Raw genomic sequence first — 23,115 nt, forward strand, 5'->3', positions numbered from 1 at the left:
AGACTACCCTCCTATCTGGTCATACGATATCCAGATCGTCGTCCAGCAGATCTGCTGATGTCTTACGCCTGGAGTCTCGTTGCGCAGGCGCCGTATCAGGACGCTCGATTCTGGCCGTAAAATCAAACTCGTCAGTGTTTGCTGAGCGATTGGCGCGACTACCCGCGCCATAGTCCAGACCCAGGTCCACATCACTGTCATCGGTACGGATATCCATCAACTCCTGTTGAGTCAACTTGAGCTTGCTGTTTACTCGCTCCGATTTTCCGCCAGCCTTGCCCTTCTCTGTGTATCCGTAGTAATCGTAATATCCCTGATAGTAGTAATCACCACCATAAGCCGTGATCTTGTGAATATCCACTTGCGTTATCAGCACGCCAGCCAATGGCGCATTGACCTGGTGCAAACGCTGGATACCACGCTTGACCAATTCCATGGACGTTTCATGAGATTTGACAACGTAGACTACTGCATCGCTCATACGCCCCAGAACCAACGCATCTGATACTGCCTGAGTTGGCGCGCTATCTATGACGATGCGATCATAGTGATTACCCAATTGCTGCAGAATCTTCTCGAATCGTTTTGAGGACAACAACTCCAGAGGCTGCTCTGCCAATGGGCCGGAAGGCAGTATATCGAACGCGCCTTCAAAGACTCCACGGATGATGCAGTCCTTGGCGGCCGCCGTATTGGCAATCAGATTACTCAAACCCGCAATGTTTCGATCCAGCCCTGCTGCCTTGGCAACTGTCGGTCGACGCATGTCACAGTCGATCAACAGTACGCGTTCGAGTTGTGACAACGAATAGGCCAGATTGATCGCTGCAGTAGATTTACCCTCTCCAGGAATTGAGGATGTGATCGTGATCACCTTGCGAACAGATTCGTTATCTCCCAGACAGATTGCGGTTCTGGCCGTATTGACCGACTCGGCGAAGGTTCTGTTCTTTTCCGGAATCTCCAGTGGGCTCAACGGTAAATCCTGCTTTGTGTTGAACAATCCCCCCTTGATCAAGGGAAGAATTCCGAGCAACTTCAGTCCCAATGTCCTCTCGACATCACTGGTTCCCTTGACGGTGTCATCCATTTGCTCGTACAGGAAAGCCATCAACATCGACAACACCAGTGAACCGAGTGCCGCCAGTGCGATGATCAGCTGCTTCTTCGGTTTGACAGGTGTCACGGGTGTTTGAGCGTAATCAGCAACACGCGCATTGGCAGATTCGAGGCCATCAGCAGATTTCGCTTCTGTGATACGGCTGAAGAAAGTGTCGTATATCGTGCGGTTGGTAGCAACTTCACGCTCCAATGCGTCCAGTTCGAATTTCTTCGTACCGATTGCCTGAATTTCACTCTTGCCGGAATTCAACTTCGCTTCAATGGAAGCTACCCGCTGTTGGGCCAGTTGGAAATCCTTGGCCACGCTCCCCACAACACGCGCAATATGACCTTCAAGCGTTGCATTCAGTGTTTCGAGTTGCGACATCGCATCGACAACCCGTGGATGTCTGTCACCGTAACGATTTCGCAGTTCATCCAGCTGCCGCTGAGCCTGCCCCTGGTCTACCTTGACGCCCTGCACCAATGGGTCGGCCTGGAAAGCGGGGATGGATTGCAGCAGATCCGGTTGTCCCTGCAAGGCCTGAACCTCACGGTAGACATCTGACTTCGCTGACAACTCACTTCGAGCTTGTGCCAGCTCGGCAGTCACCAACAACAGCTCCTGCTCGTTCAATCGCCCGACACTACCGCCCACATCGACCAGGCCATTTTCCTGCTTGAATGCGATCAGACGATCCTCTGACTCATCGAGGACAGCCTTCAACTGAGTCAACCGCTCGTTCAACCATGATGACGCGCGCGTCGTCAGCTCAAGCTTCGCGTCAAGGTAGCTGTCGATGTACTGCTCGCTGACCGTGTTCGCGACCGCTGCAGCATGCTGTGGATCCGTGGACTCATAGGAAATCTTGACCAGTTTGGTCTTTCTGACCGGATCAATGGACAAGCGTCCCATGAACCTGCCGAGGACAATCTGCTGGTCCTGAGTCAACTTTCCGGCATCCCCGAATGACTCTTCGTTGAGCTCTACCGAAAATTTCGGCCCATCAGTGCCCGAAAGCACTCGACGATCGATTTCGGCAGCATCGGCAGCAGAGATCTGCGTGCCGGAGGCGCCATCACCCGACGAAGCGGCAGGATTGTCAAGATCGACTATGACGCCAGTGTCGGAATCGCTCGAACTATCCAGCCCCAGTGAGTTCTTGACGCCATCGACCATTCCAGAAAGACCGGTAGATGCCGATTCGGATTGACCTTGTTCGCCCTCTTCAGAGGCAACAGCCAGCTCAGGATCGTTCCACAGATCCATCACATCGACCACTCGCTTGGCCAGCCCCAGGGACTTCAACAGCTCATACTGTGTCTCGTAATAGTCCTGACCTTCGGCTTGTGCGCCTACCAGTTCTTCAAACGAGATAGACGTATTTGCCTGAGACTCGATGAGCAAGGTAGAGGTAGCCCGAAAAACCGGAGTGGCCGTGTAGGCATAGTAGCCCGCCAATCCCGTAATGGCTGCCGTAAACAGCATGATAGGCAATTTGTGCTTCCGCAAGATCCGCACATAATGCTGAAGATCGATCTGATCCAGCCCGCCGTCAGCTTCATCCCGGTAATCCGAGTCGAAGCTGTCGCCGCCTGGATTTACATCCATTGAACGCGCCATTAGAAGAACCCTTCTTTAATTGTAATGATATCCCCAGGACCGATCCTGGAATTGAGAAATACCCTGGAGCCTTCTTCCGATGCGCCCCCGTTCTGACCTCTGGTCACGAACATTTTCCGAGTCGATGCCCGATCTGTCAGCCCACCAGCCAAAGCTATCGCCTTGTCCAGTGTCAACCCCGGCTGGTAGGGATAACTACCCGGTGTGCGAACTTCGCCATTGATATAGAACGGTCTGTATTCCAGCACGGTGACATTGACCGATGGATTTACCAGGTAGCCGTTCTTCAACAGACCCGCTATGTGACGTTCCAGTTGCACCGGCGACTTGCCAGCTACCTGAATGTCTCCCAGATAGGAGTAGTTGATGCTTCCGCTGGTTCCAACGGCTGTACTCAACGTCAGATCAGGCTCATCAAAAACCTGAATGGAAATGGTATCGCCCTGGCCCAGAATGTAATCATTCTGAATGACGAAGTTGTCGGCGTCAGATCCTGTTTCGGCACTGGCAGCTGCATCTACAGTTGATTCAACCTCGTCGGGGATGGACGTTGCCGTACCACAACCGACTGCTGTCAGGCAGAGGAGAAATATGGCTGGTAGGTGAAGAATTCTCATCTAAAAAAGCTCAAAGGATTGTTGGTGGCAAGACTACTAGGGTCGGGATCCGATAGACCTAACAGGGTTCTCAAAAACTACTAACGACAAATGCCCGGTATACCAGACAAGCCAGACCGATCGCAAAATGTTCAAGTAACGAGGCATTGGCACTATACTCGTGCAACGACAAACGACTGACAGCCACGACTGAACAACAGATACAGCAATCTACAAGGTAGCCCTGACATGGGCGCCCACTACGGATCTGTCGTAATCAAGCGCTTCCAGGACAGCTGGAGTATCAACACAATCCGTGATCGAACGACTTTCCTGGGTACCGCTGATACCAAATTGCAACCAGCGACGAACCTGATAATTCAGTTCGATTTCGAACGCAACGGTCTGATCATCAACATTGGGACACTCTCTATCGGAGTTATCAAGGCTCAAGGTTGTCCGTGTCTGGAATCGACTGGACCAGTCATGTGTCCAGACAATACCGGCGGTATCATCGATTGCGCGACCTATGTTGTCGACATTGTTGTCCTCAGTCTCGAATGATCTGTCAAAACTGATATCAAACCGACTATAAGACACTGGTGAGTACTGCAATCCAACTTCAGCAATCAACTCTGTCGTGTCATTGTCACTGTCCTGATCAAAGCTGGCTTTGGCCACACCAATACGGGCATCTCCACTGAGCTTGGAGGACGCACTCATTTCCACCCCTGTCAAAAGAGCGACCTCATCACGGTCGCGAGCATCATCGTCGTAATCAAATGCCGTGAACCTCAGCTCTGTGAGAAAACGAGTATCTGGCGAGAGACGCAGAGAGAAAACACCATAAGGACGGACAAATGTGTAGTCGTCACCGTCTGTGAATGCTTCAAGGTTCGAATAACTCAAAGATCCGAGAATCACTCCGCCAGTCAGGTTACCACGGCTGTTTCTGGCACCATACGTGTACTCCGCTCGACCGAATACTCCAGTTACCTCAACCTGTTCGTCCAGAACATCCAGCACTCCACTGGCCTGACCAGTTCCTTGTTCCTCTGCAAAGTTCGTTACTGAAAGACTAGCCAGAAAACGTTGCCTGCTGGAGATATCACCGATGCCTCTCAATCTGAGGTAGTGATTGTCGTAATCCAGGCCGTCTTCTGAAAAGGACGCATAATCGCCGCTATACAGCGCATCGAAGGTCAGAAGTCGACGATCCGCACTCCATACCAGCTCCGGCTTGACATGTACACCAGTGCCAGAGACCTCATCCGAAGCCTTGCGATAAACGTTATCAATGGAGACATAGTCCACTCTGACTGCGGGTGTGAGATTCGTTTCGCCCAGCTTGAAGGAAGCCGCCTCTTGTGAAAGTGCGTCAGCAGAGATGATCATGGCCCCGGAAAAAGCCAGCGACGCCATACGTCTATCGGCAAAGGGGCGTCCGAGTTGACAGACCTTTGCCAGCTTGAAATTTGTACACAAGAAATGATTCACTCGCTCACGCGCCAATTTCAGATTAGAACTCTGAATTATACCCGAGTCAGGCCAAGGCTTGACAGATGGGACAGACGGTAGCAGCACAGTATTCGGTATTGTTACCGCTTCGAGCAAGTGTGTTATCCACACAGCCATGAAGAACTTGTTCTGATGAACAAAAACTGGCATTACCTAACAAAATAACTCGACTTACACCACATCTTGTGAATCCACTTCACAGAACCTAAGTGAAATAGAGACGCTTCCCTGTAGAAGTTCGCAACTCTTTCCTACTTAAAACATGATCTGCTCGATATCGATCAGCAAGCTGTTTGTGAACAGAACACTGAATGTATGAACTTTCTGCACGGATACTGGCAGTCTCTCTTGCGAATCAATGCGGGTCCATGGCGGCGCGTTTGCTGCCCCGCGTAAATCTGGCTTTGAGGTAAGGGTAGATCCAGATTTCTATCACATAGGACACTACCAGGCTCACAACGAGGTAACCAACCCACTCGGCGTACACATTATTGAAAAAACCCAGGTATTCACCATTTCGAGCCAGCGGCACATGCACAATATACAAGGCATAGGAAATAGGGGCAAAAATCAGAAATGGACGCGTAACAATGTCGAATGGCGCCCAACTGAGTCGGTTGATAATCAACGCTCCTACCAGCGCAACGAATGCGAAGACAAAATGCCGCATCTCTATTATCGGGTGGGTACCCAGCAACAACCTCACGCCGTCGGCACGTTGCAAAACCACATTGACGCCTAACACGACAACAATCAATGCCAATGTGCAGACAGGAAGGATGTGTCGCTTGTAGTCATCAATGACACCATCCAGATAGGCGTCAGCCAGGCGCACACCGGCCCACCAAATAGCCAGATACATACCGATTCGAACAAAATACTGCGGGAGCACGAGATACAGCAAAGCAAAGCCGATAGCCGTACCAAATACAATGCGATCTCGCGCAGTCGTTGACATCCTGAGGTTCACGATGGGGAAGTACAGCATGTAGAACCACCACTCGTACGACAAGGACCATAGCGGCCCGTTGTCCATGTAGGAGTCGACGATGACATTGGGTCGTGCAAACGCCCAATCCTGCAGCATGAAGATATTTCCGACAAGAGTCTTCAGGTCGATATTCTGCAAACTTACTGCGTTGTAGGAGAAACTGATATAGCTGATGATAAAGGCAAAGAATAGCGGGATATAGATTCGGTAAAAACGGTTTTGAAAATAGCGATTGAACGTCTTGTCCTTACCGAGTCGATATGAATAGTTGATGACAAACCCGGACAGAAGAAAAAACAGAATTACGGCTTCCTGCCCAAACCTGGCAAAGTAGCCGATATTGAATCCGCCAACCAGATATGTGTGCGGCAAAGTGTGATGCATTACCACATAGAACGCAGCCAGTCCGCGAACTGCCTCCAGTCGCAACAGTTTTTGTCTGGCAGGTCCCGAGCTTGCATTTTCCATTCTGTATTCACGAATATGTTGCGTTGGTGCATCTCAGCGAATGTCTGAAAAATGCATGAAGCTTTCAGCCTGACGACTAATCAATAGAACTGCCAGACCCTTTGAACTCTTCCATTATGCCGTGAGTTGGAGAGTCGATGTCTTCTCGCCACAACACTTTCTTCACAGTCAGCAATAAAATTCTCATATCGAGAAATAATGACTGGTTTTCCACATACCAGACATCCAGATCGAACTTCTCTTCCCACGATATGGCATTTCGGCCATTGACCTGAGCCCAACCCGTAATGCCTGGCTTCACGGCGTGTCGTCGACGCTGGTGGTCATTATAGAGCGGCAGATACCTGACCAGTAAAGGTCTTGGCCCGACCAGACTCATCTCCCCCTTCAATACAAGCCAGAGTGTCGGTAGCTCGTCAACACTGGTGGCTCTCAGAGCACGACCAAAGGGCGTAAGACGGTCGTTTTCCGGAATCAGCTCACCCTCGGAACTTCTCTCGCCCAGCATTGACCTGAACTTCATCAATTCGAACTGCTTCTCATGCTTACCAACACGCGTCTGCCGGAACAGCACCGGCGAACCCAAGCGTATCCGCACCAGAATCGCCGCCAATGCAATGACTGGAGACAACACAATCAGAAGGAACGTCGCGACGAGAAAATCCAGAACTCGCTTGAAGGCCTTGTTCAGAATCTGGATCATGCTCGACCGTATTCATCTCCGACGCGCACGATGTCATCTTCTCCCAGGTAGGATCCTGATTGCACCTCTATCAACTCCAGAGGAATGCTGCCGGGGTTGTAAAGTCGGTGCATGGTACCCAAAGGAATGTATGTGGACTCGTTTTCAGTCAGCAGAATCTCTTCATCGCCGTTGGTCACTATCGCCGTACCTTTCACCACAACCCAATGCTCCGAGCGATGAAAGTGTTTCTGCAGCGACAACTTGGCACCGGGCTTTACACTGATGCGTTTGACCTGGAAACGAGGATGTAGCTTGAGGCTTTCATAGTGTCCCCATGGTCGGTAGCAAGTTGTATGTTCTGACAACTCCTTGCGCCCTTGCTTGCTCAGGATCGCAATAGCTTCCTTGATGCTTTGAGCATTGGTATTATCAATAACCAGCACGGCGTCTGAAGTTTCTATCACGGATATGTTGTTGGTTCCCAAGGCCACAACAAGCCGGGAACCGGCATGCAGGTAAGTGTCTTTGGCACCGTGATGAAGAACATCGCCTGTTCCCGAGTTTCCATTTGCGTCCCGCTCGCTAGCCTTGTGTACTGCGTCCCAGCTGCCAATATCGGACCAACCGGAGTCATAAGGCATGACGACAACGTTGTCGGCTTTCTCCATGACCGCGTAATCGACAGAGAGGTTGACGCATTGCGAAAATGAGGATTCTTCAATGCGTAGAAAATCGAGATCCACACTGGCCTTGTCAACTGATTGGCGAGTAAATTCGTGCATGTCTGGTTGCAACTGCTGCAAAGTTTCAAGGAACACCGAGGCCTTGAATACAAAGATGCCCGCATTCCAGTAGCAGTTACCAGCGGCGATCAACGACTCAGCCGTGCACACATCCGGCTTCTCGATGAATTTGTCTACCTTGCGACCGCCACCGACCTCGCCGGTCTCCTCGCCAGACTCGATATAGCCATAGCCGGTTTCCGGGGCTGTCGGAGTGATACCCAATGTTACCAGATGACCTTCCTGAGCCATTTGACTCGCCTGGAACACAGTTTCAATAAACCTGTTGTTGTCCGCGATCAAATGATCTGCCGGCAGAACGACCATGACCGCATCGGAATGGTCCTTGAGCAACTGCCATGCTGCAACGGCAATGGCAGGAGCTGTATTGCGAGCGCAGGGTTCCAGCATGATCGTGGCATTTTGACCCTCCAAGGCCTGAAGCTGTTCTGCAGTGAGAAAACGATGCTTCTCGGAGCAGACAACCAAAGGTGCAGCCACATCCGACTCGTCGAATCTTGCTACAGTCTGCTGAAGCAATGACAGTTCTCCACCCAGAGACAGAAACTGCTTCGGGTAGTCCGTTCGCGACAGCGGCCACAGTCGAGTACCGGAGCCCCCAGCCAGCACAACGGGCACCATGAGTTCAGATGATTTGATCACTTTCAATTCTCACAATTCTATGCTTTGGAATACGCTCTCGCCTAATGCGAAAGCACACAAACTCAGACCTCAAGCGGTTCTGAAAACCTGGCTACCACCTCACCCAGTTTATCGACAATGTACGCCTGATCTTCCAGCGCAAGATCAGGACTCATGGGGAGACTCATGACACGTTTCGCTATCGTCGCCGATACCGGAGTTCTTTTTGAATCGCCCAGGTGCCGGTAGGCAGGTTGTTCGTTCAACGGCACCGGGTAATGAACAGCGGTTGGAATGCCGCGCGACTCAAGCTCAGCCTGTACTCTATCCCGTTGATCGACAAATATCGTGTACTGAGCAAACACGCTGTCCCTGTCTGGCTTTTGCTGTACCCGCATGATACCAATCTCGTCCATTCGAGCATTGTAGCTCTCGCCCAATAAAAGCCGCTGCCCTACTTCCCACTCAAACCGTTCCAACTTGGCAAGCACAACAGCACACTGCAGCGTGTCCATTCTGCCGCCAACGCCTACGCGCGTGTGTACATATCGCTGGCTCTGGCCGTGTACACGTATTTCACGACATGCGTTGGCAATAACCTCGTCATCCGTGAAAATGGCACCGCCATCACCGAAACAACCCAAGGGTTTACTGGGAAAGAAAGAAGTGCAGGCAATGCCTGATACGTTGCAACTTTTTTTGCCCTGATATGTGGCGCCGAAACTTTGAGCGGCATCTTCAATGACTTTCAACCCATGCGTGTGCGCCAGCTGATTGATTTCCGTCATGTCAGGCACCTGACCATATAGACTCACAGGAATGATCGCACGCGTTCTTTCGGTAATCGCCGCCTCTACAAGCGTTGCATCAATGTTGCAGGTATCCGCTTCCACATCGACAAATACCGGAGTTGCACCCAACAGTACAATTACCTCCACAGTCGCAATGAAGGTAAAAGGCGTTGTGATCACCTCATCACCAGGACCAACCCCCAATGCCATCAGGCTGATGAGCAACGCTTCCGTTCCGCTGGACACAGTAATGCAATAAGGAGAACCGGTAAGAGCTTGCAGGCTGTTCTCAAGCTCAGCCACCTCTGGCCCCATGATGTACTGACCGTGATCCAGAACCGCATTCATACGGGCCTGCAGGGAGGCCTGAAGCGCCGTGCTGGCGGTTTTCAGGTCTATGAATGGGATCTGCCGTGTCACGTGATACCGTCCTTTTACTTTCCAGGGATCATTCAATCTATTCGGCTACAAACCGAACCCGACAACTCATAACGCTCTCCTGATGATGGGCACACCGCTACGCCATCGCCTGAAACAGGGAGGTCCAGCTTTTCTCCAAATTCACTCATCCAGCCAATCTGCCTACCAGGAACACCCACAACCAATGCGTAGTCTGGAATATCCGAGTTGATGACAGCTCCGGCACCGACAAAAGCGTAGCGGCCGATCGTTGTGCCGCAAACAATCGTACAGTTGGCCCCGAGCGTGGCCCCCTTCCTTACCAAGGTATCGCGATACTCATGCTTGCGTTCAATCATCGAACGCGGGTTGTAGACATTGGTGAATACCATACTGGGACCGCAGAATACCCCTTCCTCAAGTACGACGTTGTCGTAGACAGACACATTATTCTGCACCTTGCATTTGTCTCCGATAACAACCCGGTTTCCCACGAAAACATTTTGCCCAAGCGACACACCCTCGCCAATAGTTGCGCCACTGCAGACATGCGCAAAATGCCATATACGAGAGTTGGCACCAATAGTTGCCCCATCGTCGACTATGGCGGTCTCGTGCTTCTGGTAGTTCACTCCAAAGCTCCTCTGATAGTTTTCATGCACGTTCCGAAGACAGAAACGGATGGAAGTCGCCGGTTAACGGTGCCAGTTCGGCATTCCTGATGTGCGCCACTGTTTCAATGGCCACCCTGTTCTCTTCAAGACCAAAGCCGCGTCCTGCAAGGATCTCCTGATAACTGACCGTGTGCAAATCGGTAAAGCCACCCGAAAATTCGATTTCCTCACCATTGGCAGTTATGGAACGGTAGGTACGACTTCCCTTCTCCTTCGCAACAGCAGGCAAGTCACCAGCATCGATTGACAGGAACCAACGTACTCGAGCATTGGCATATTCGAGATAGCCTGCCGCACGTGTCGGCTCATTGAGGTGGACGATATTGTCCTGTAAATCGCCAAAAACAAAGTGCAGCATGTCGTAGAAATGCACTCCTATATTGGTTGCTATTCCACCAGATTTTGCCTGCTCACCTTTCCACGATTGCAGATACCATTTGCCTCTGGAGGTGATGTATGTCAAATCGACATCGTACTTTTCGTTACCTGATCCTGCCGCCACCTTCTTCTTCAGGGCAAGGATGGCAGGATGAACCCGTAGCTGAAGAATCGTGTTGACTTTTCTCCCGGTATCTTTCTCCACATCCAGCAAACCGTCGATATTATGAGCATTCAACACCAGCGGCTTTTCACAAATCGCATCGGCATTGGAACGCATGGCGAACCGAACGTGAGAATCGTGAAGATAGTTCGGCGAACACACAGAGATATAATCAACAGGATTGCCCTCACGCCGCATCAGATCTATGTGACGATCAAAACGCTCGAATTCGGTGAAGTAATCTGCATCGGGGAAGTAACTGTCGATGATACCGACAGAATCGTTTCTGTCCATGGCCGCGACAAGCACATTTCCGGTATCGCGGATAGCCGTCATATGGCGTGGAGCGATATAGCCGGCGGCACCGATAATTGCAAAACTCTTCATACAGCACTGACCTATGGGGTGCGTGCCAGACACGCACTGGCAGGAATTGGATTGAAGTGGATTCGAGCTCACTCAGCGAACATCCGCTCCATCGGATGAACAGGATTCACGGCGGCAACTCATTTCAATGGGTATGGCTACTAACGCAAGAAAAGCGTCCTTAGTGCTGCATCGCTGCCACACCAGCGCTGGTTTGTCGAGTATCGCCAGCTTTGTCTTTGGGCGAAGCCAATGTCTCAACTGCTTGTGCTCCACGAAACACGATACTGAAGAGCTGCGTTCTGAGGGCATCGGCCTTGTCATCAAGAAGCCCTTCCTGCAGCGTAGTCAGATCGCTCTCCAACTCGCTCCAAGCGAGACATTGCTCGTGCGCACTCATGACCTTGTCGATGGATGTCTGCTCGCAACTGTCATCAAGAAACAACTCCTCGTACATTTTCTCGCCCGGCCTCAGCCCCGTGACCTCTATGCGTATATCAGGACGAGTCCCCCCCGCCTGCTCCACTTGTTGACAATGCAATCTGATCATGGTCTCTGCCAGATGAGAGATCATGATGGGCTCCCCCATATCGAGCACAAAGACATCACCACTACTGGATATTGCACTAGCCTGTATGACCAGCTGAGATGCCTCAGGGATCGTCATGAAGTAACGAGTGATGTTCCGATGAGTCAAGGTCACTGGGCCACCCGCGGCAATCTGCTTCCTGAACTTTGGTACGACTGAGCCATTCGAGGCAAGCACGTTGCCGAAACGAACCATGGATATGAGGGTGTGATCCGACATGTTGGCCTTGGCTTGCAACACGAGTTCTGCCACTCGTTTTGTTGCCCCCATGGCGCTCGTTGGTCGAACTGCCTTGTCCGTAGAAATGAATACAAATCTGTCGACTTTGGTACGCATGGCCGCATTGACCAGATTGAGCGTGCCGAAAACATTGACCTCGATTCCCTGCTCGGGGAAATTTTCTACCATGGGCACGTGTTTGTAGGCTGCCGCGTGGTAAACAGTGTCGAAGTGCAGAGATTCGAACAACCGATCGATACGACGTTGGTCCGTCACCGAACACAAGACTGTATCGAATTCCATCTCCGAAAGATCACCAGACTCCCTTCGCAGTTCCGTGAGTTCTTCCTCGATGTGATACAGGTTTGCTTCACTGTTATCCAGGACAGTCAATCTCGCCGGGCGATGCTTGATGATCTGACGACACAATTCTGATCCGATTGATCCGCCCCCCCCTGTCACCAGAATCGATTTGCCCCTGATGGCCGCCGCCAGCAGGATCGGATCAGGCACCACTTCATTACGCCCGAGAATGTCTGTTACGGAAACTTCTCGAATTTCGCTGATAGCCGCCTGTCCGCTGACCAGTTCAACAAAACTCGGAGATGTCTTGAACGGAAATCCCAGATCTTCGACTCGATCATAAATGCGTGAGTACTGAGCTGAATTAACCGACGGGATGGCAATGATGATCTCCGATACTTCGTACTTGGCCAACTGCGCCGCCAGGTTCGAGCCCACGCCATTCAGAACCGGTCGCCCCATGACCGTTGACCCTGACAAGCCCGGATTGTCATCGATGAAGCAAACCGGACTGTATTCGTCACCATTTTTCAGAATGCCGGCCAGTTGCGTACCGGCGCTTCCGGCACCGTAGATCGCCACCGGCGCCCCCTTTCCGTCCGAATTGAACAAGCCTTTCCAGGTTAGCCTTGTTCCCACGCACAACATGGCGAGCACAAGCCCGTAGATAAGAAATGCTGAGCGTGGCTGGACCCCGTCAGCGGGCATGAGGTAAAACATGGCCAGTAAGGCCGCCGACGATGCACAGGCTCCTTTCAGCAATTGCAGATACAAACCAAAGGTTGACGTACGAACTACCCAGCGATAGATTCCTAACCCTGTAAATATCAATACGGTTAACGGTGTCAACAAGATGAAATGCCAGGACAGGTGTGCAATGTCGACATCAAAAGAGCCAAATCGCAGTGCATAGGCAGCCCATAGCGACACAATCACCATGAAGGCATCCAGCAACATGCTGATTGCCTGCTTCTTCCCACGACCGGTTGCCGACAGATTACGCGCAATCACCTGTACAAACGTGGGCACATAACTATCTTGCTTGACTTTTTGTTGCATCACCAGTTCTTTGCTTCCAGCTTTCCTTGGTTCCCGAAGTCTCTGTCACGAGTGAAGTGCGCAATGAAATCAGCGATGAAGAACACGCTTGGAAAGCCAGTGAGTTTAGACCGTCAACCGCCCCACTACAACGAAATCATTTGGTAAAAGTGCCGCCATCGACCGATTACCTTGCATCTCCCTATTGTACCGGCAAAAAACTGACGAATCTGCTTAATCATTCGGATAGGTTGTGATACAACGCACGCAACTTCCAGATATTGCTCGAAACTTATCAGGCCCGAGGGCTACTGGACGACTCTCGTAGACAAGGCGTTGCGGAGCGGCCAATAATAAAACTCTTGACCTGCTCATTCAATGCCTCCATTGCCTCACAAGTCTTGGTCATGTGTGACTCTTCAAGGGTTGGGTGGACCAGAAACATCACGCTGGTTTCGCCCAACGCTTTCGCGACTGGCAATCGATTCGCGGGACGAAAACCTGTACCCTCGAATGCTTTCTCGAGATACACCTCGGAACAGGAGCCGGAAAACGCCGGAACGCCTCGTTCATTCAAAAAAAGGAGGATTTCGTCACGATTCCAGCCTGCTGGCAGCTTTTCCGGTCGTACGAAAACATAGGCCTTATATGCGCCGTGGACTACATGTTCTGGAATTTCCGGCACCCTCAACCACGACATCTTGCCACAAGTGGCCCAGATTCGTTCAGCATTCGCCCGCCGTACAGCCCCCCATTTTGTCATCCGCAATAGCTGAATCCGGCCTAACACGCCTTGGAGCTCTGTCATCCTCCAATTTGTACCGAATGAATCATGCAACCATCGATAACCAGGAGGGTGCTGACGCTCATAAACAGCTTCCCAGGACTTTCCGTGATCCTTGTATGACCACATTCGGGACCACAACTCTCGATTGTTGGTGGTCACCATTCCACCTTCACCGCCAGTCGTCATTATCTTGTCTTGACAGAAGGACCACGCAGCGATGTCCCCCATACTCCCAACCGACCGCCCCTTGTACCGAGCCCCATGAGCTTGCGCGCAATCTTCGATCACGTGCAAACCATGCGACTTGGCCAATGCCAGAATCGGATCCATGTCAGCAGGCATGCCTGCCAGATGTACAACGATGACAGCACGTGTGGCCGGTGTGATGACAGCTTCAATAGTGGATGCTGAAAGGTTCTGGCTATCCTGATCTACATCGGCGAAAACGGGCCTGGCGCCGGCTGTCACCACACTGGAAATCGAAGCAATAAATGTCCTGGGGGTCACAATGACTTCATCACCAGGGCCTATTTCAAGAGCCTTCAAAGCCAGATCCAGTGCCAGAGTCCCGTTAGCCAGTGCGACCGCATGCTCGCAATCGGCGAACGCTGCAAACTCCTGCTCGAACTTGCGCGTCTCTTCTCCCGTCCAGTAGTTGACTTTATTCGACAGCAGGACGCGATGAATTGCATCGGCCTCTTCCTCCGTGAAAGACGGCCATGGTGGGAAATTGGTATTGAGCAAAGTTGACTTACCTTGTGAGACCTGTAAATATCAATGATATGGACGACGCGCTGCCAGCATCAGGAGATGCGCAGTGCCAATTGGAGTCAGGATTGTATGTGATATGGCACGCATGGTCACCCATAAGATTCGGAAGCTTGAAGCGTAGGCTTCCTCACCCGGCAAGTACATTCCCACCGAGCGCTCCAACAATCGGAAGTGGCATTCATGAGCCTGGTAGCCCAAGAATAACACTTGACAGGGGCTCTTCACGTACTCATCCAGCGTCAGAGCCTGGCCGCGTTTCGCCTCATAGAGGTTAAACTCCAGCGAATGCTCCATTTACCGCTCGCCACGTGCCTTGCCGCTGTCAGCATCACAGTACTGATTGACCGTCGGGGAAAGCACCGACGAAATGAACACGTCGCCGCATGTCGAGCATCAGCCGCTCCAGCGGATTCCTGGACCTGATACACATTCAGTGACTGACGGAGAATCGACAGTAGGTCAGTGTCTGGTCGATTTTCTCCTGGAGCAACCCTATCTTTCCATGTCGCGTGTTGCTCGGCAGAGATCGCGCGACTTCCTCTTGGCCACTGCGAGGCGCGAGTGAGCATGGATCGCGTTCAGCAAGGTCTCACACTACTTTACCCCACCTCATTGCACACAAAATCAGCCGGTTTCCGGCTGAGCTCGAATGTATCTCATCCCCTCTGTGAACGACAGGACGCGCTCCATCCCTTGCCAGATGGTTTTCGCGCCAGGCTCACCATCGCTCTTTCGTCCGAGAAACCCTCCCGCCATCGCCACCAGCCTGACCACCTGGTTGAGCGTCGGTGGCTTCTCTGGTTGGGATTTCTTGTTCAGAATATGGGCTGCCACAATCTCATCCTGTTCAAAAAGCAGGCTGGCATCGACATCGGGCAGGTTGCGACCCAGGCGCATCAGTCGATTGATACGCCAGGCGACGATCATGAACAGCGCCAGAGCCACTTCCAATCTCGGCAGGGTTCTCAGCTGCAGAGACTCTACCTTGCAACCATTCTTCAGCACGTCAAAATACATTTCGATTTCCCAGCGGGCTCGATACCAGTCAACCAGCTCGGCAGCTTCTGCTGCACTACTGAGCGAGCGATTGGTCAACAGTCGCCATTCGATTGGCTTGACCCCTTCTGTTGTATTGATTTCGCGGCAGATCAGACAAGTGGCTTCCAGTGGCGCCAACTTCTCCGTCTCCTTGGCCAGTACAACGCGTTTCACATACAGCTGTTGGATTACGTCACGAGCCTTCACACCGCGTCGGGGCCGGAAATGAAAGCGCGCCTGGCCAATCGGTTTCTCGGCACTGACCGAGCTGAACAGCTTCTGCCCATCAGGCAACGCCCTATCGTGCTTGGCGCGTACCAACCAGTCGACAGGCTCTCCGAGTTCGGCTGCTCGACGCATCAACGGCATCATGTCCGATTCACGATCGCCCACGTAGATACAGCGCGTATCGGGCATCGAAGCGGCACTCTCAGCGATACGCTCATACCCATCAATCCAGCGCTGGCTTTCACAGATCTCGCTCGGCCGTGCCCCATCGCTTTGGCGAAACTCCCGGGCCCAGTGCCACGAATCGGTCAGTCCCAGTGGCTCGCGCTGAGGTGTGACCACATAGGTGGGATGCAGAAGAAGGCCTCGCTGCGGTTCGTACTGCAGCGGCCCAAGCCCGTCGATATCCTTGCCATTGAAGTCCAGCGTCGTCGTGTCCTGCAAGCACAATACGACCGGGCAGGCTCTCATGCGTTGTTCGGTAGCCTCAATATGCGGGCCGAGAATCTTCCAGAAATCAACCGAGGGGTTGTCGACAAACCGATACGCAGCGCGCGTTTCAGCCCAGCCACCACACGCATCCGGAATGCTCTTTGTGGCATTGGCAGAGAACTGCTCGGCCAGCAACACGGCGCGCTTGTCCAGATGCTTGTCACCCAGATCAATCGTTTCGAACTCCTCACTTGCCCAACCCATCGTCCACAACAACCCGTAGCATCAACACCTTGAACGTAGTCAAGCCTCAGCAGAACGCCAGTGGAATGTCAGACTTGTGTGCAATGAGGTGACTTTACCCTTGTATTCGGTATCCGACTGACCACAGTGCGATGGACATACATCGCCTGGACTGACGTTCACACTTCAATCTTAACTGACGACTGTCACACCTCCAGTTAAACTTCGAGCCTGGTCTGATGGCGAGGCGTTAAATCGTGTATAAGCCTCTGCAACTTGTCACGCAAACGCCAATCTTACCCTTCATTATTCTGAACCTGAATAATTGACTGCTCACCCGTAATCCTATCAGTGGTAATTATGGTTATAAAGCCCGTACCTTCATCGATGATCTCAATGAGAAAATCTGTGGTTTCGAAAGTTCCAGGCGTTATATTTCCATTTACATCCACTATATCCCTGGTGACTGCACTGGTGATTCGACTCAATAGTGAGCGCTCCAACCTTTCATTGAAGTCTTCCAGCGGAGTAGATTCCTCACGCTCCTGCTCAAACTGCTTTTGAGCGGCAGCGATCCCGAGCAAATATCCGCCATTATTTGGATTACCCCCAAATGACGGATTTTGCGGTGTATATACCATTTCCGAAGCATGGGCTGGAACCAGCACTGCACAGGCGAAGCCTATCGATAACAGGGTCTTCATCATCTTTCCTTTTTCGAACATTCGGGTTCACCTGAATCAAATACTCTGAATATTAAAAATCAGAAGCTTTGCAAATCTCATGACATATCGCTCAGCTTGATGAGACTATGCGTTTCTCGCGCTCAAGATGCTCCACCAAAATTCGTGCGAGCGTAGCTTCGTCAAGAAATAGATTCAATCGGGAGACATTATAACTGTAGTTGAATCTCTGCCGTCCATTTACATAGAGCGAAAGTGTCCAGTTTCCGTTATTGTTACGCCTCTCTCGCAATTCAATTCCGCGCGTCAATCGATAATTTCCGACAACAAAACGTTGCACCATCTGACGTTGCACACCAAGGGCATAAGCTGTACTAACTTGCCCTACCATGAAATTCTGCGGGTGCGCCACCCCCATCAATAGAAATGTCAGGAGAAGCATGGCGAACAGCTTTCTCATAGCGGAGTTATCAATCAACTATTCAATAATCAAGGTATCACCGTTGCCGATCTGAGTAATGTCGAGCGATAAGCCACCACCGTACTGGGAGATATCCATGGAGTTGTTGCTACCAGCCTGCACCAGATTTGCCAAGTTCGAAGAACCAAGCTGATTGAGCACCAGCTTATTGTCGCTACCGGACTGAGCGATGGTACCGGTGTTGTTGTCACCATTTGCAGAGTAATCAATACTGTTATTGCTGCCTGATTGTTCAATCACAACATCGATAACCGAGCCGATGAGCTCCATACCCATGGTATTGGCAATACCTGCCTGCGATACGCTCAGACTTTGTGCCTCGCCAGCACTATTCAGATCGATAGAACCTTGCTGTCCAACTTGAGATATGCTTCCTGCCAATGCACTATCGATAACCATTTCCAGATTATTCGCTACTCCACCCTGCTCCAACTCGATAGCGAATTCCTTGCTCTCTGTCACCACATCGATGATCAAAGAACTGAATCTGGAGTTCTGGTCGATAATCAACTCACCTGCACTAACCATTGTGGCAGGTAGAAAAGAAGTCACTATCGATGAGAGCAGCAGTAGTTTACTGTTGCCGAACCCGTTGTTTGTAGTCATGCTTTTACCATTGATCCTTCGGTGAGTCACCAATCCACTTTGCAATCGACCTGACTCACAAGCCTCGCAATCCGTAACGTACAAGATCGGCCACCTGTAATTTTTGCCAACTGCCTCGAAAAACCCCCAGCCTGCCTTGCAGACCGGGGGCCTCTACCAATCCCGCGGTTGAAAATGCGCAGGAGTCAAACGCTAGTCAACCAATCAAGGTTGATTGACAGTAGGGTTACCAGAATCGGCAGTGGCGGTGCACTGGAAGCAGTCAATCTGGTTTATGGACAGCGCTACACCATCATCACCATTCACCAAAGTAGCCGTAGCGGTGTTTCCGCTGCCTCCTGATTGCACGATCGAAGCTGATGCACCAAGAACGTCAGTAGCGTCAATCATCGCCATGTGTCCCAAACCACTTTGATCAATCGAGAAGTTTCCATCCTGTGTGTCGTTCATGGAAATTGAAGCTTGATGGCTAACACCGAGATTGGATTGAGTGATACTGACAACACTGTCGAAGTCATTCTGAATGTCCAACATCGCGACATTCATATTATCGTTCTGATTGATATTGACGATAGTCTGATTCGCATTGTCGATAGTCAGCGATGCGACATTTTCATCACCACCGGCCAATCCCTGATTCACATTCAATTCGAACCTTGACTCCACGATGGACCCGTCGATCACGTTCGCATCATCAGCCTGATTGAAAGCCACGACCGAGCCACGATCTCCCAGGAACTCGAATGCTGCGCCTCCACCTACGTCATTTTCATCGCCATTCTGAACGATGGTCAGATTGGTCCTGTTGGACTCAATCAAGTCGACCAAGACCGTGTTTTGATCACCGCCCAATGCCCCCTGGGAAACATCTACTACCAGGTTTGCAGACTCCTGCAGATCGATTTCTGCCACGTTGGCATCGTCTGCCTGAAGGATACCCAGTGTACTATTAGTGTCCGAAATGCTTCCGTTTATCGTCGCCGAGTTCACCTCACCGCTTTGCGTGATCGTAGCCGCTGTTCCTGTTGCCCCATCGAGGCTGACGAAGGCTTCGTTCTCGAAACTACTGACGTCCTGGGAAACTGAGATACTCGCTGTATCGAGATCATTGCCCTGAATATCGACCAGGCCGAGGCGGCCTGCTTGATCCACGGTCACCATACTGTTCAAGGCACCTATAACTTCCACATCTGCCTGATTCTGACCGAGCGACTGTGTAATGGACAACATACTACCGTCATCGTCTTTCAAGAACACATCTGCCACATGCTCATTGCCCTCCTGGACAACGCTGACATTACTACCGTTGCTCTCTCGTACGACAACTATCGCATCGTTCAGGTCACCATCTGCAGACTGATCAATGGAAACAGTCGCAGCAGTATTGTTGAGAGCATTCGCACGAGCAGTGTTGCCTGTATCAGCCTGATTGATCGATATAATGCTACTGTCATCACCTTGCACCAATGATACCGCTTCATTAAAGTCACCCTGCTGTGTGGCGGACACGTTGCTGCCAGTTGAGTTCCTGACTGTCAAGGTCGCTGTGTTGCCATCACCTTCAACATTCTGCGATATTGCTACAGTGGCACCATCTGTATTGTTGAGAAATACACGACCATCGTTGGAATCATCACTCTGCTCTATGGTTACGGAACTTCCCTTGTCAAGAACGCTTGTCAACTTGGCAAAGTTTGAAGTACCTGTTTGACCAATAGTGGCTGTAGTCGTACCCGCGCCACCTGTCGTCTGTGAATCCGAAATATCAGCTTCTGCCTGGTTGTCGGCACCACCCTGATCAATCGTGACAGTTGCAGACTCGGCCTCAACCAACCTCACCGTACCCTTTTGCCCGATACCCGATTGGGTGACGCTAACCAGATCCCCACTACTCCGCTGCGAAATGATATCCACTTCTTGTGACTCACCGGACTGATCGACCATGTAGTCGTTGGGATTGTTAGCAGAGGCTGTGTTTCCGATTGCCTGAATGTTGACATCGAGATCGTTTCCGTCCTGATTGACGAGAATGTTGTTGTCAGTCGGATTCGTCTTGATCTGTCGTATGTTTACGTTGTTACCGATGAAGTCGCCGTCTTGATTGACCTCGATATTGAACGCCGCAGGTGTTCCTGCTTGTATTATGTCAACATTATGTGCTACGTCACCAGCCTGATTGACCAGAATATCTGCATTCGCACCACCATTCTGAGTCCAGTTCGTGACATGCGTTGCGCCACTCTGGTTGATGGTAACAGCCGCGAGAGAGACTCCCGGTGCAGCAACCATCAACGCTACTGCCGCCGCTATTTTTGTTCGCTTCATGTGTATTCCTCGTAGTTATCCATATTTACGTCGCTCTTGCAGCGGATTGCTGCATACCTTGATTTACGAAACTTTCACGTGCCTTGAAAGACATCGTTGATCAAGATTCCTTCTACACCGAGATACTGTGGCATTCAATAATCTCACTTATATGACTTGCATCACCTCTCCACGAACGGAAAAAATCAAATCCATTTTCAACCGAACCGAATATGCGTCAATTTTTTGATGAGTCTATGCGAATAATCATCACCATGCAACGGTAAATTGCATCAGATCAATCCAACGAATCTCCCGTCCTTTTTATCATTAACAACTACATCTAACAGAGCCATAAACGACAGATAATCACTTCCTATACCAATAGATAGTTTGCGAAGTAGCTCGCAATTTAATAGTATCGATATGTCGTGATGTACAATCGGTGCAAATCTCCCTGTCGGCCTAAATCTTGAAGGATCCGTTTTTCCTAGAACGGCCGAACCTGAACAGACTCGAATCCCAACTGCTCAAGATCAGCGAGTATGGCCTGGACATCTTCACTATCCTCCACTGGGCCTACGCCAACCCTGTAGCCATTGACTTCATCATCTTTCAGAAGCATCACATCTACCCCGTCATACCGTTCATCCATAGCGGCGTGAAACTTACGCGCCTCTTCCGCGTCTGCAACGTAACCAAACACAATCAAAACCGAATCCTGCACACTTTCATTCGCCACTGATTGACCCGGGGCTGGCAGCGACCCATCCGCATCCGACAACCCGGCATCTACCGACGCGTCTTGGCCCGCCTCTGTGGTGCTACTGGTCAATCCTGGCGATGCAACCTCTTCCACCAGCTCGGTGACTTCGTCATTGTCATTCTCTGAAACATCAGACGGCTGCACTGCTGTCCACTCAGAAGCATCGTCTTCCTCTTGCCTACCCGCGGATGTAACTGCACCCTGTACTCGAGGCAACCTGTCATCGGAAATCTCATCGATACTCGCTCTTGGTCTCGCTATGCCATCAGAGACAGTTTGAGGGCCAGGATCAGGACGTATTGGCCGAGGAATGCCTTCTCTATCCGCGGGCTCATCGCCCGACGACGACGCAGCCTCAGCAGGCGGCACTGACTCGCCCGCACCATTGATGACATCATCAGCCTGAGCCCTGCTGACCACCGGCTCTATTGCAGCCTCCTCAAGTAGCATTTCAGGAGCGGAGCTGACACGAATCTTGTACGCTTGCAGATCCGCCTCGCTCAGGAATCTGGAAAACGCTGGATGTTCAATATCTGCAGGGTTTTCCAACCTCCAGGTTCCACTCAGCACTCCTTGAACAATCAGATCGATCAGAGCCGATTCAATTGCTTCTTCCACTCCTCTTTGAACGGGTTCATTCACTGCGAACCCGTTTTCGACCTCAGCAATGACATCAAAATCAACGTAACCGAACAGACCCAAATTGACTTCTCTGGAATAGATAGTCTTCATGCTGTTGACGCTGTGCAATATCGTGCCTGTTTGCGCGTTGACGGCTCTCAGACTGATGGTCAGAACATCTTCTCGATAGTTCTTGAAACCTCCAATTCCCAGGTATTTAGCTCCCGCCCCCCCGGAACGGATGTTGAATTCATAGGCAATCACTCCCCCCTCGATAATCAATCCTGCAGGCGGAAGAGGAGCAAGCCTCCTTGTTCCATCACCACTCAATGCCAGTCGTTGATCCCATAGACTGCGCTCGGTGAGGATATTCTGGAACCCATTGCGTTCCAGAGGCAAGAACCATTTTGAATCGAGTAGCGCCTTGATGAGAAGATTCACTGCTCCTTGTGTCACAGCGGTCGATAAGCCACTGGAAGGAGCTGGCTTGTTCTGACCGGTCAGATCGCTGAAAGAATAAACTGCGGCTGTCACTGCTCCCGCCGGTTTTGGCAAGCTGATCAAATCCTTGTGAGTAGGACTATCCTCGGGTGGTGCAGCTCTTGAACGAATCCCATCAAATGGCTCCGGAACAGGCCCGTAACTGGCGCAACCGTTAAGAAACAAGATTGACAGAACACTCAGACAAAAAACCTTGTTCACATTGGCGGAAATCTGGCCAAAAACTCGCTGGAAAACAGGTAGTAAATCCGACCTGATGCATAATGCATCGATGTTGAATGGGTATTTATCTATGATCACGATCCTGTGCCATGTTTGAATTCAGCC

17 protein-coding genes are annotated in these 23,115 nt (G+C 51.1%); all 17 read right to left on the minus strand.

All coding sequences use genetic code 11. The annotated features are described in order from the left end of the window. Window positions 1-19 precede the first annotated feature (19 nt). On the minus strand, window positions 20-2,713 hold the full coding sequence (locus tag ACUNV4_RS17765) for a GumC family protein (protein ID WP_430879932.1): 2,694 nt from the start codon (window positions 2,711-2,713) through the stop codon (window positions 20-22). A gap of 11 nt (window positions 2,714-2,724) precedes the next feature. Beyond that, complete coding sequence (locus tag ACUNV4_RS17770; RefSeq protein ID WP_430879933.1) at window positions 2,725-3,342, minus strand: polysaccharide biosynthesis/export family protein; 618 nt, start codon at window positions 3,340-3,342, stop codon at window positions 2,725-2,727. Between the two features lie 210 nt (window positions 3,343-3,552). After that, on the minus strand, window positions 3,553-4,743 hold the full coding sequence (locus tag ACUNV4_RS17775) for an outer membrane beta-barrel protein (protein WP_430879934.1): 1,191 nt from the start codon (window positions 4,741-4,743) through the stop codon (window positions 3,553-3,555). Window positions 4,744-5,194: 451 nt separating this feature from the next. Further along, window positions 5,195-6,298, minus strand: coding sequence for an acyltransferase family protein (locus ACUNV4_RS17780; RefSeq protein WP_430879935.1), 1,104 nt, complete (start codon window positions 6,296-6,298; stop codon window positions 5,195-5,197). Window positions 6,299-6,374: 76 nt separating this feature from the next. After that, on the minus strand, window positions 6,375-7,001 hold the full coding sequence (locus ACUNV4_RS17785; protein ID WP_430879936.1) for a sugar transferase: 627 nt from the start codon (window positions 6,999-7,001) through the stop codon (window positions 6,375-6,377). Further along, window positions 6,998-8,434, minus strand: coding sequence for a mannose-1-phosphate guanylyltransferase/mannose-6-phosphate isomerase (locus ACUNV4_RS17790; RefSeq protein WP_430879937.1), 1,437 nt, complete (start codon window positions 8,432-8,434; stop codon window positions 6,998-7,000). The genes ACUNV4_RS17785 and ACUNV4_RS17790 overlap by 4 nt, the downstream gene beginning before the upstream one ends. A 56-nt stretch (window positions 8,435-8,490) precedes the next feature. After that, entirely contained in the window at window positions 8,491-9,654 is a 1,164-nt protein-coding gene (locus tag ACUNV4_RS17795) for a DegT/DnrJ/EryC1/StrS family aminotransferase (RefSeq protein ID WP_430879938.1), read from the minus strand. Beyond that, window positions 9,651-10,229: an acyltransferase gene (locus ACUNV4_RS17800; RefSeq protein WP_430879939.1), complete on the minus strand. Its 579-nt coding sequence runs from the start codon at window positions 10,227-10,229 to the stop codon at window positions 9,651-9,653. The genes ACUNV4_RS17795 and ACUNV4_RS17800 overlap by 4 nt, the downstream gene beginning before the upstream one ends. Window positions 10,230-10,251: 22 nt before the next feature. Further along, on the minus strand, window positions 10,252-11,199 hold the full coding sequence (locus ACUNV4_RS17805; protein WP_430879940.1) for a Gfo/Idh/MocA family protein: 948 nt from the start codon (window positions 11,197-11,199) through the stop codon (window positions 10,252-10,254). 160 nt (window positions 11,200-11,359) lie between these two features. After that, window positions 11,360-13,348 (minus strand): polysaccharide biosynthesis protein, encoded by a 1,989-nt coding sequence (locus ACUNV4_RS17810; RefSeq protein WP_430879941.1) that lies wholly within the window; start codon window positions 13,346-13,348, stop codon window positions 11,360-11,362. 274 nt (window positions 13,349-13,622) lie between these two features. Continuing rightward, window positions 13,623-14,858: a DegT/DnrJ/EryC1/StrS family aminotransferase gene (locus tag ACUNV4_RS17815; protein WP_430879942.1), complete on the minus strand. Its 1,236-nt coding sequence runs from the start codon at window positions 14,856-14,858 to the stop codon at window positions 13,623-13,625. A gap of 651 nt (window positions 14,859-15,509) precedes the next feature. Next, window positions 15,510-16,847, minus strand: a complete 1,338-nt coding sequence (locus ACUNV4_RS17820) for an IS4 family transposase (protein WP_430879943.1) — start codon at window positions 16,845-16,847, stop codon at window positions 15,510-15,512. A 275-nt stretch (window positions 16,848-17,122) separates the two neighbouring features. After that, on the minus strand, window positions 17,123-17,551 hold the full coding sequence (locus ACUNV4_RS17825) for a curli assembly protein CsgF (RefSeq protein WP_430879944.1): 429 nt from the start codon (window positions 17,549-17,551) through the stop codon (window positions 17,123-17,125). 70 nt (window positions 17,552-17,621) lie between these two features. Further along, entirely contained in the window at window positions 17,622-17,969 is a 348-nt protein-coding gene (locus ACUNV4_RS17830) for a hypothetical protein (RefSeq protein ID WP_430879945.1), read from the minus strand. Between the two features lie 18 nt (window positions 17,970-17,987). After that, window positions 17,988-18,596 (minus strand): hypothetical protein, encoded by a 609-nt coding sequence (locus ACUNV4_RS17835; protein ID WP_430879946.1) that lies wholly within the window; start codon window positions 18,594-18,596, stop codon window positions 17,988-17,990. Between the two features lie 204 nt (window positions 18,597-18,800). Then, a complete protein-coding gene (locus tag ACUNV4_RS17840) occupies window positions 18,801-20,921 on the minus strand; it encodes a hypothetical protein (RefSeq protein ID WP_430879947.1) in 2,121 nt (706 codons plus the stop codon). Window positions 20,922-21,390: 469 nt separating this feature from the next. Further along, window positions 21,391-23,088, minus strand: coding sequence for a CsgG/HfaB family protein (locus ACUNV4_RS17845; RefSeq protein ID WP_430879948.1), 1,698 nt, complete (start codon window positions 23,086-23,088; stop codon window positions 21,391-21,393). Window positions 23,089-23,115: the final 27 nt, after the last annotated feature.

Source organism: Granulosicoccus sp. 3-233, from assembly GCF_052681095.1.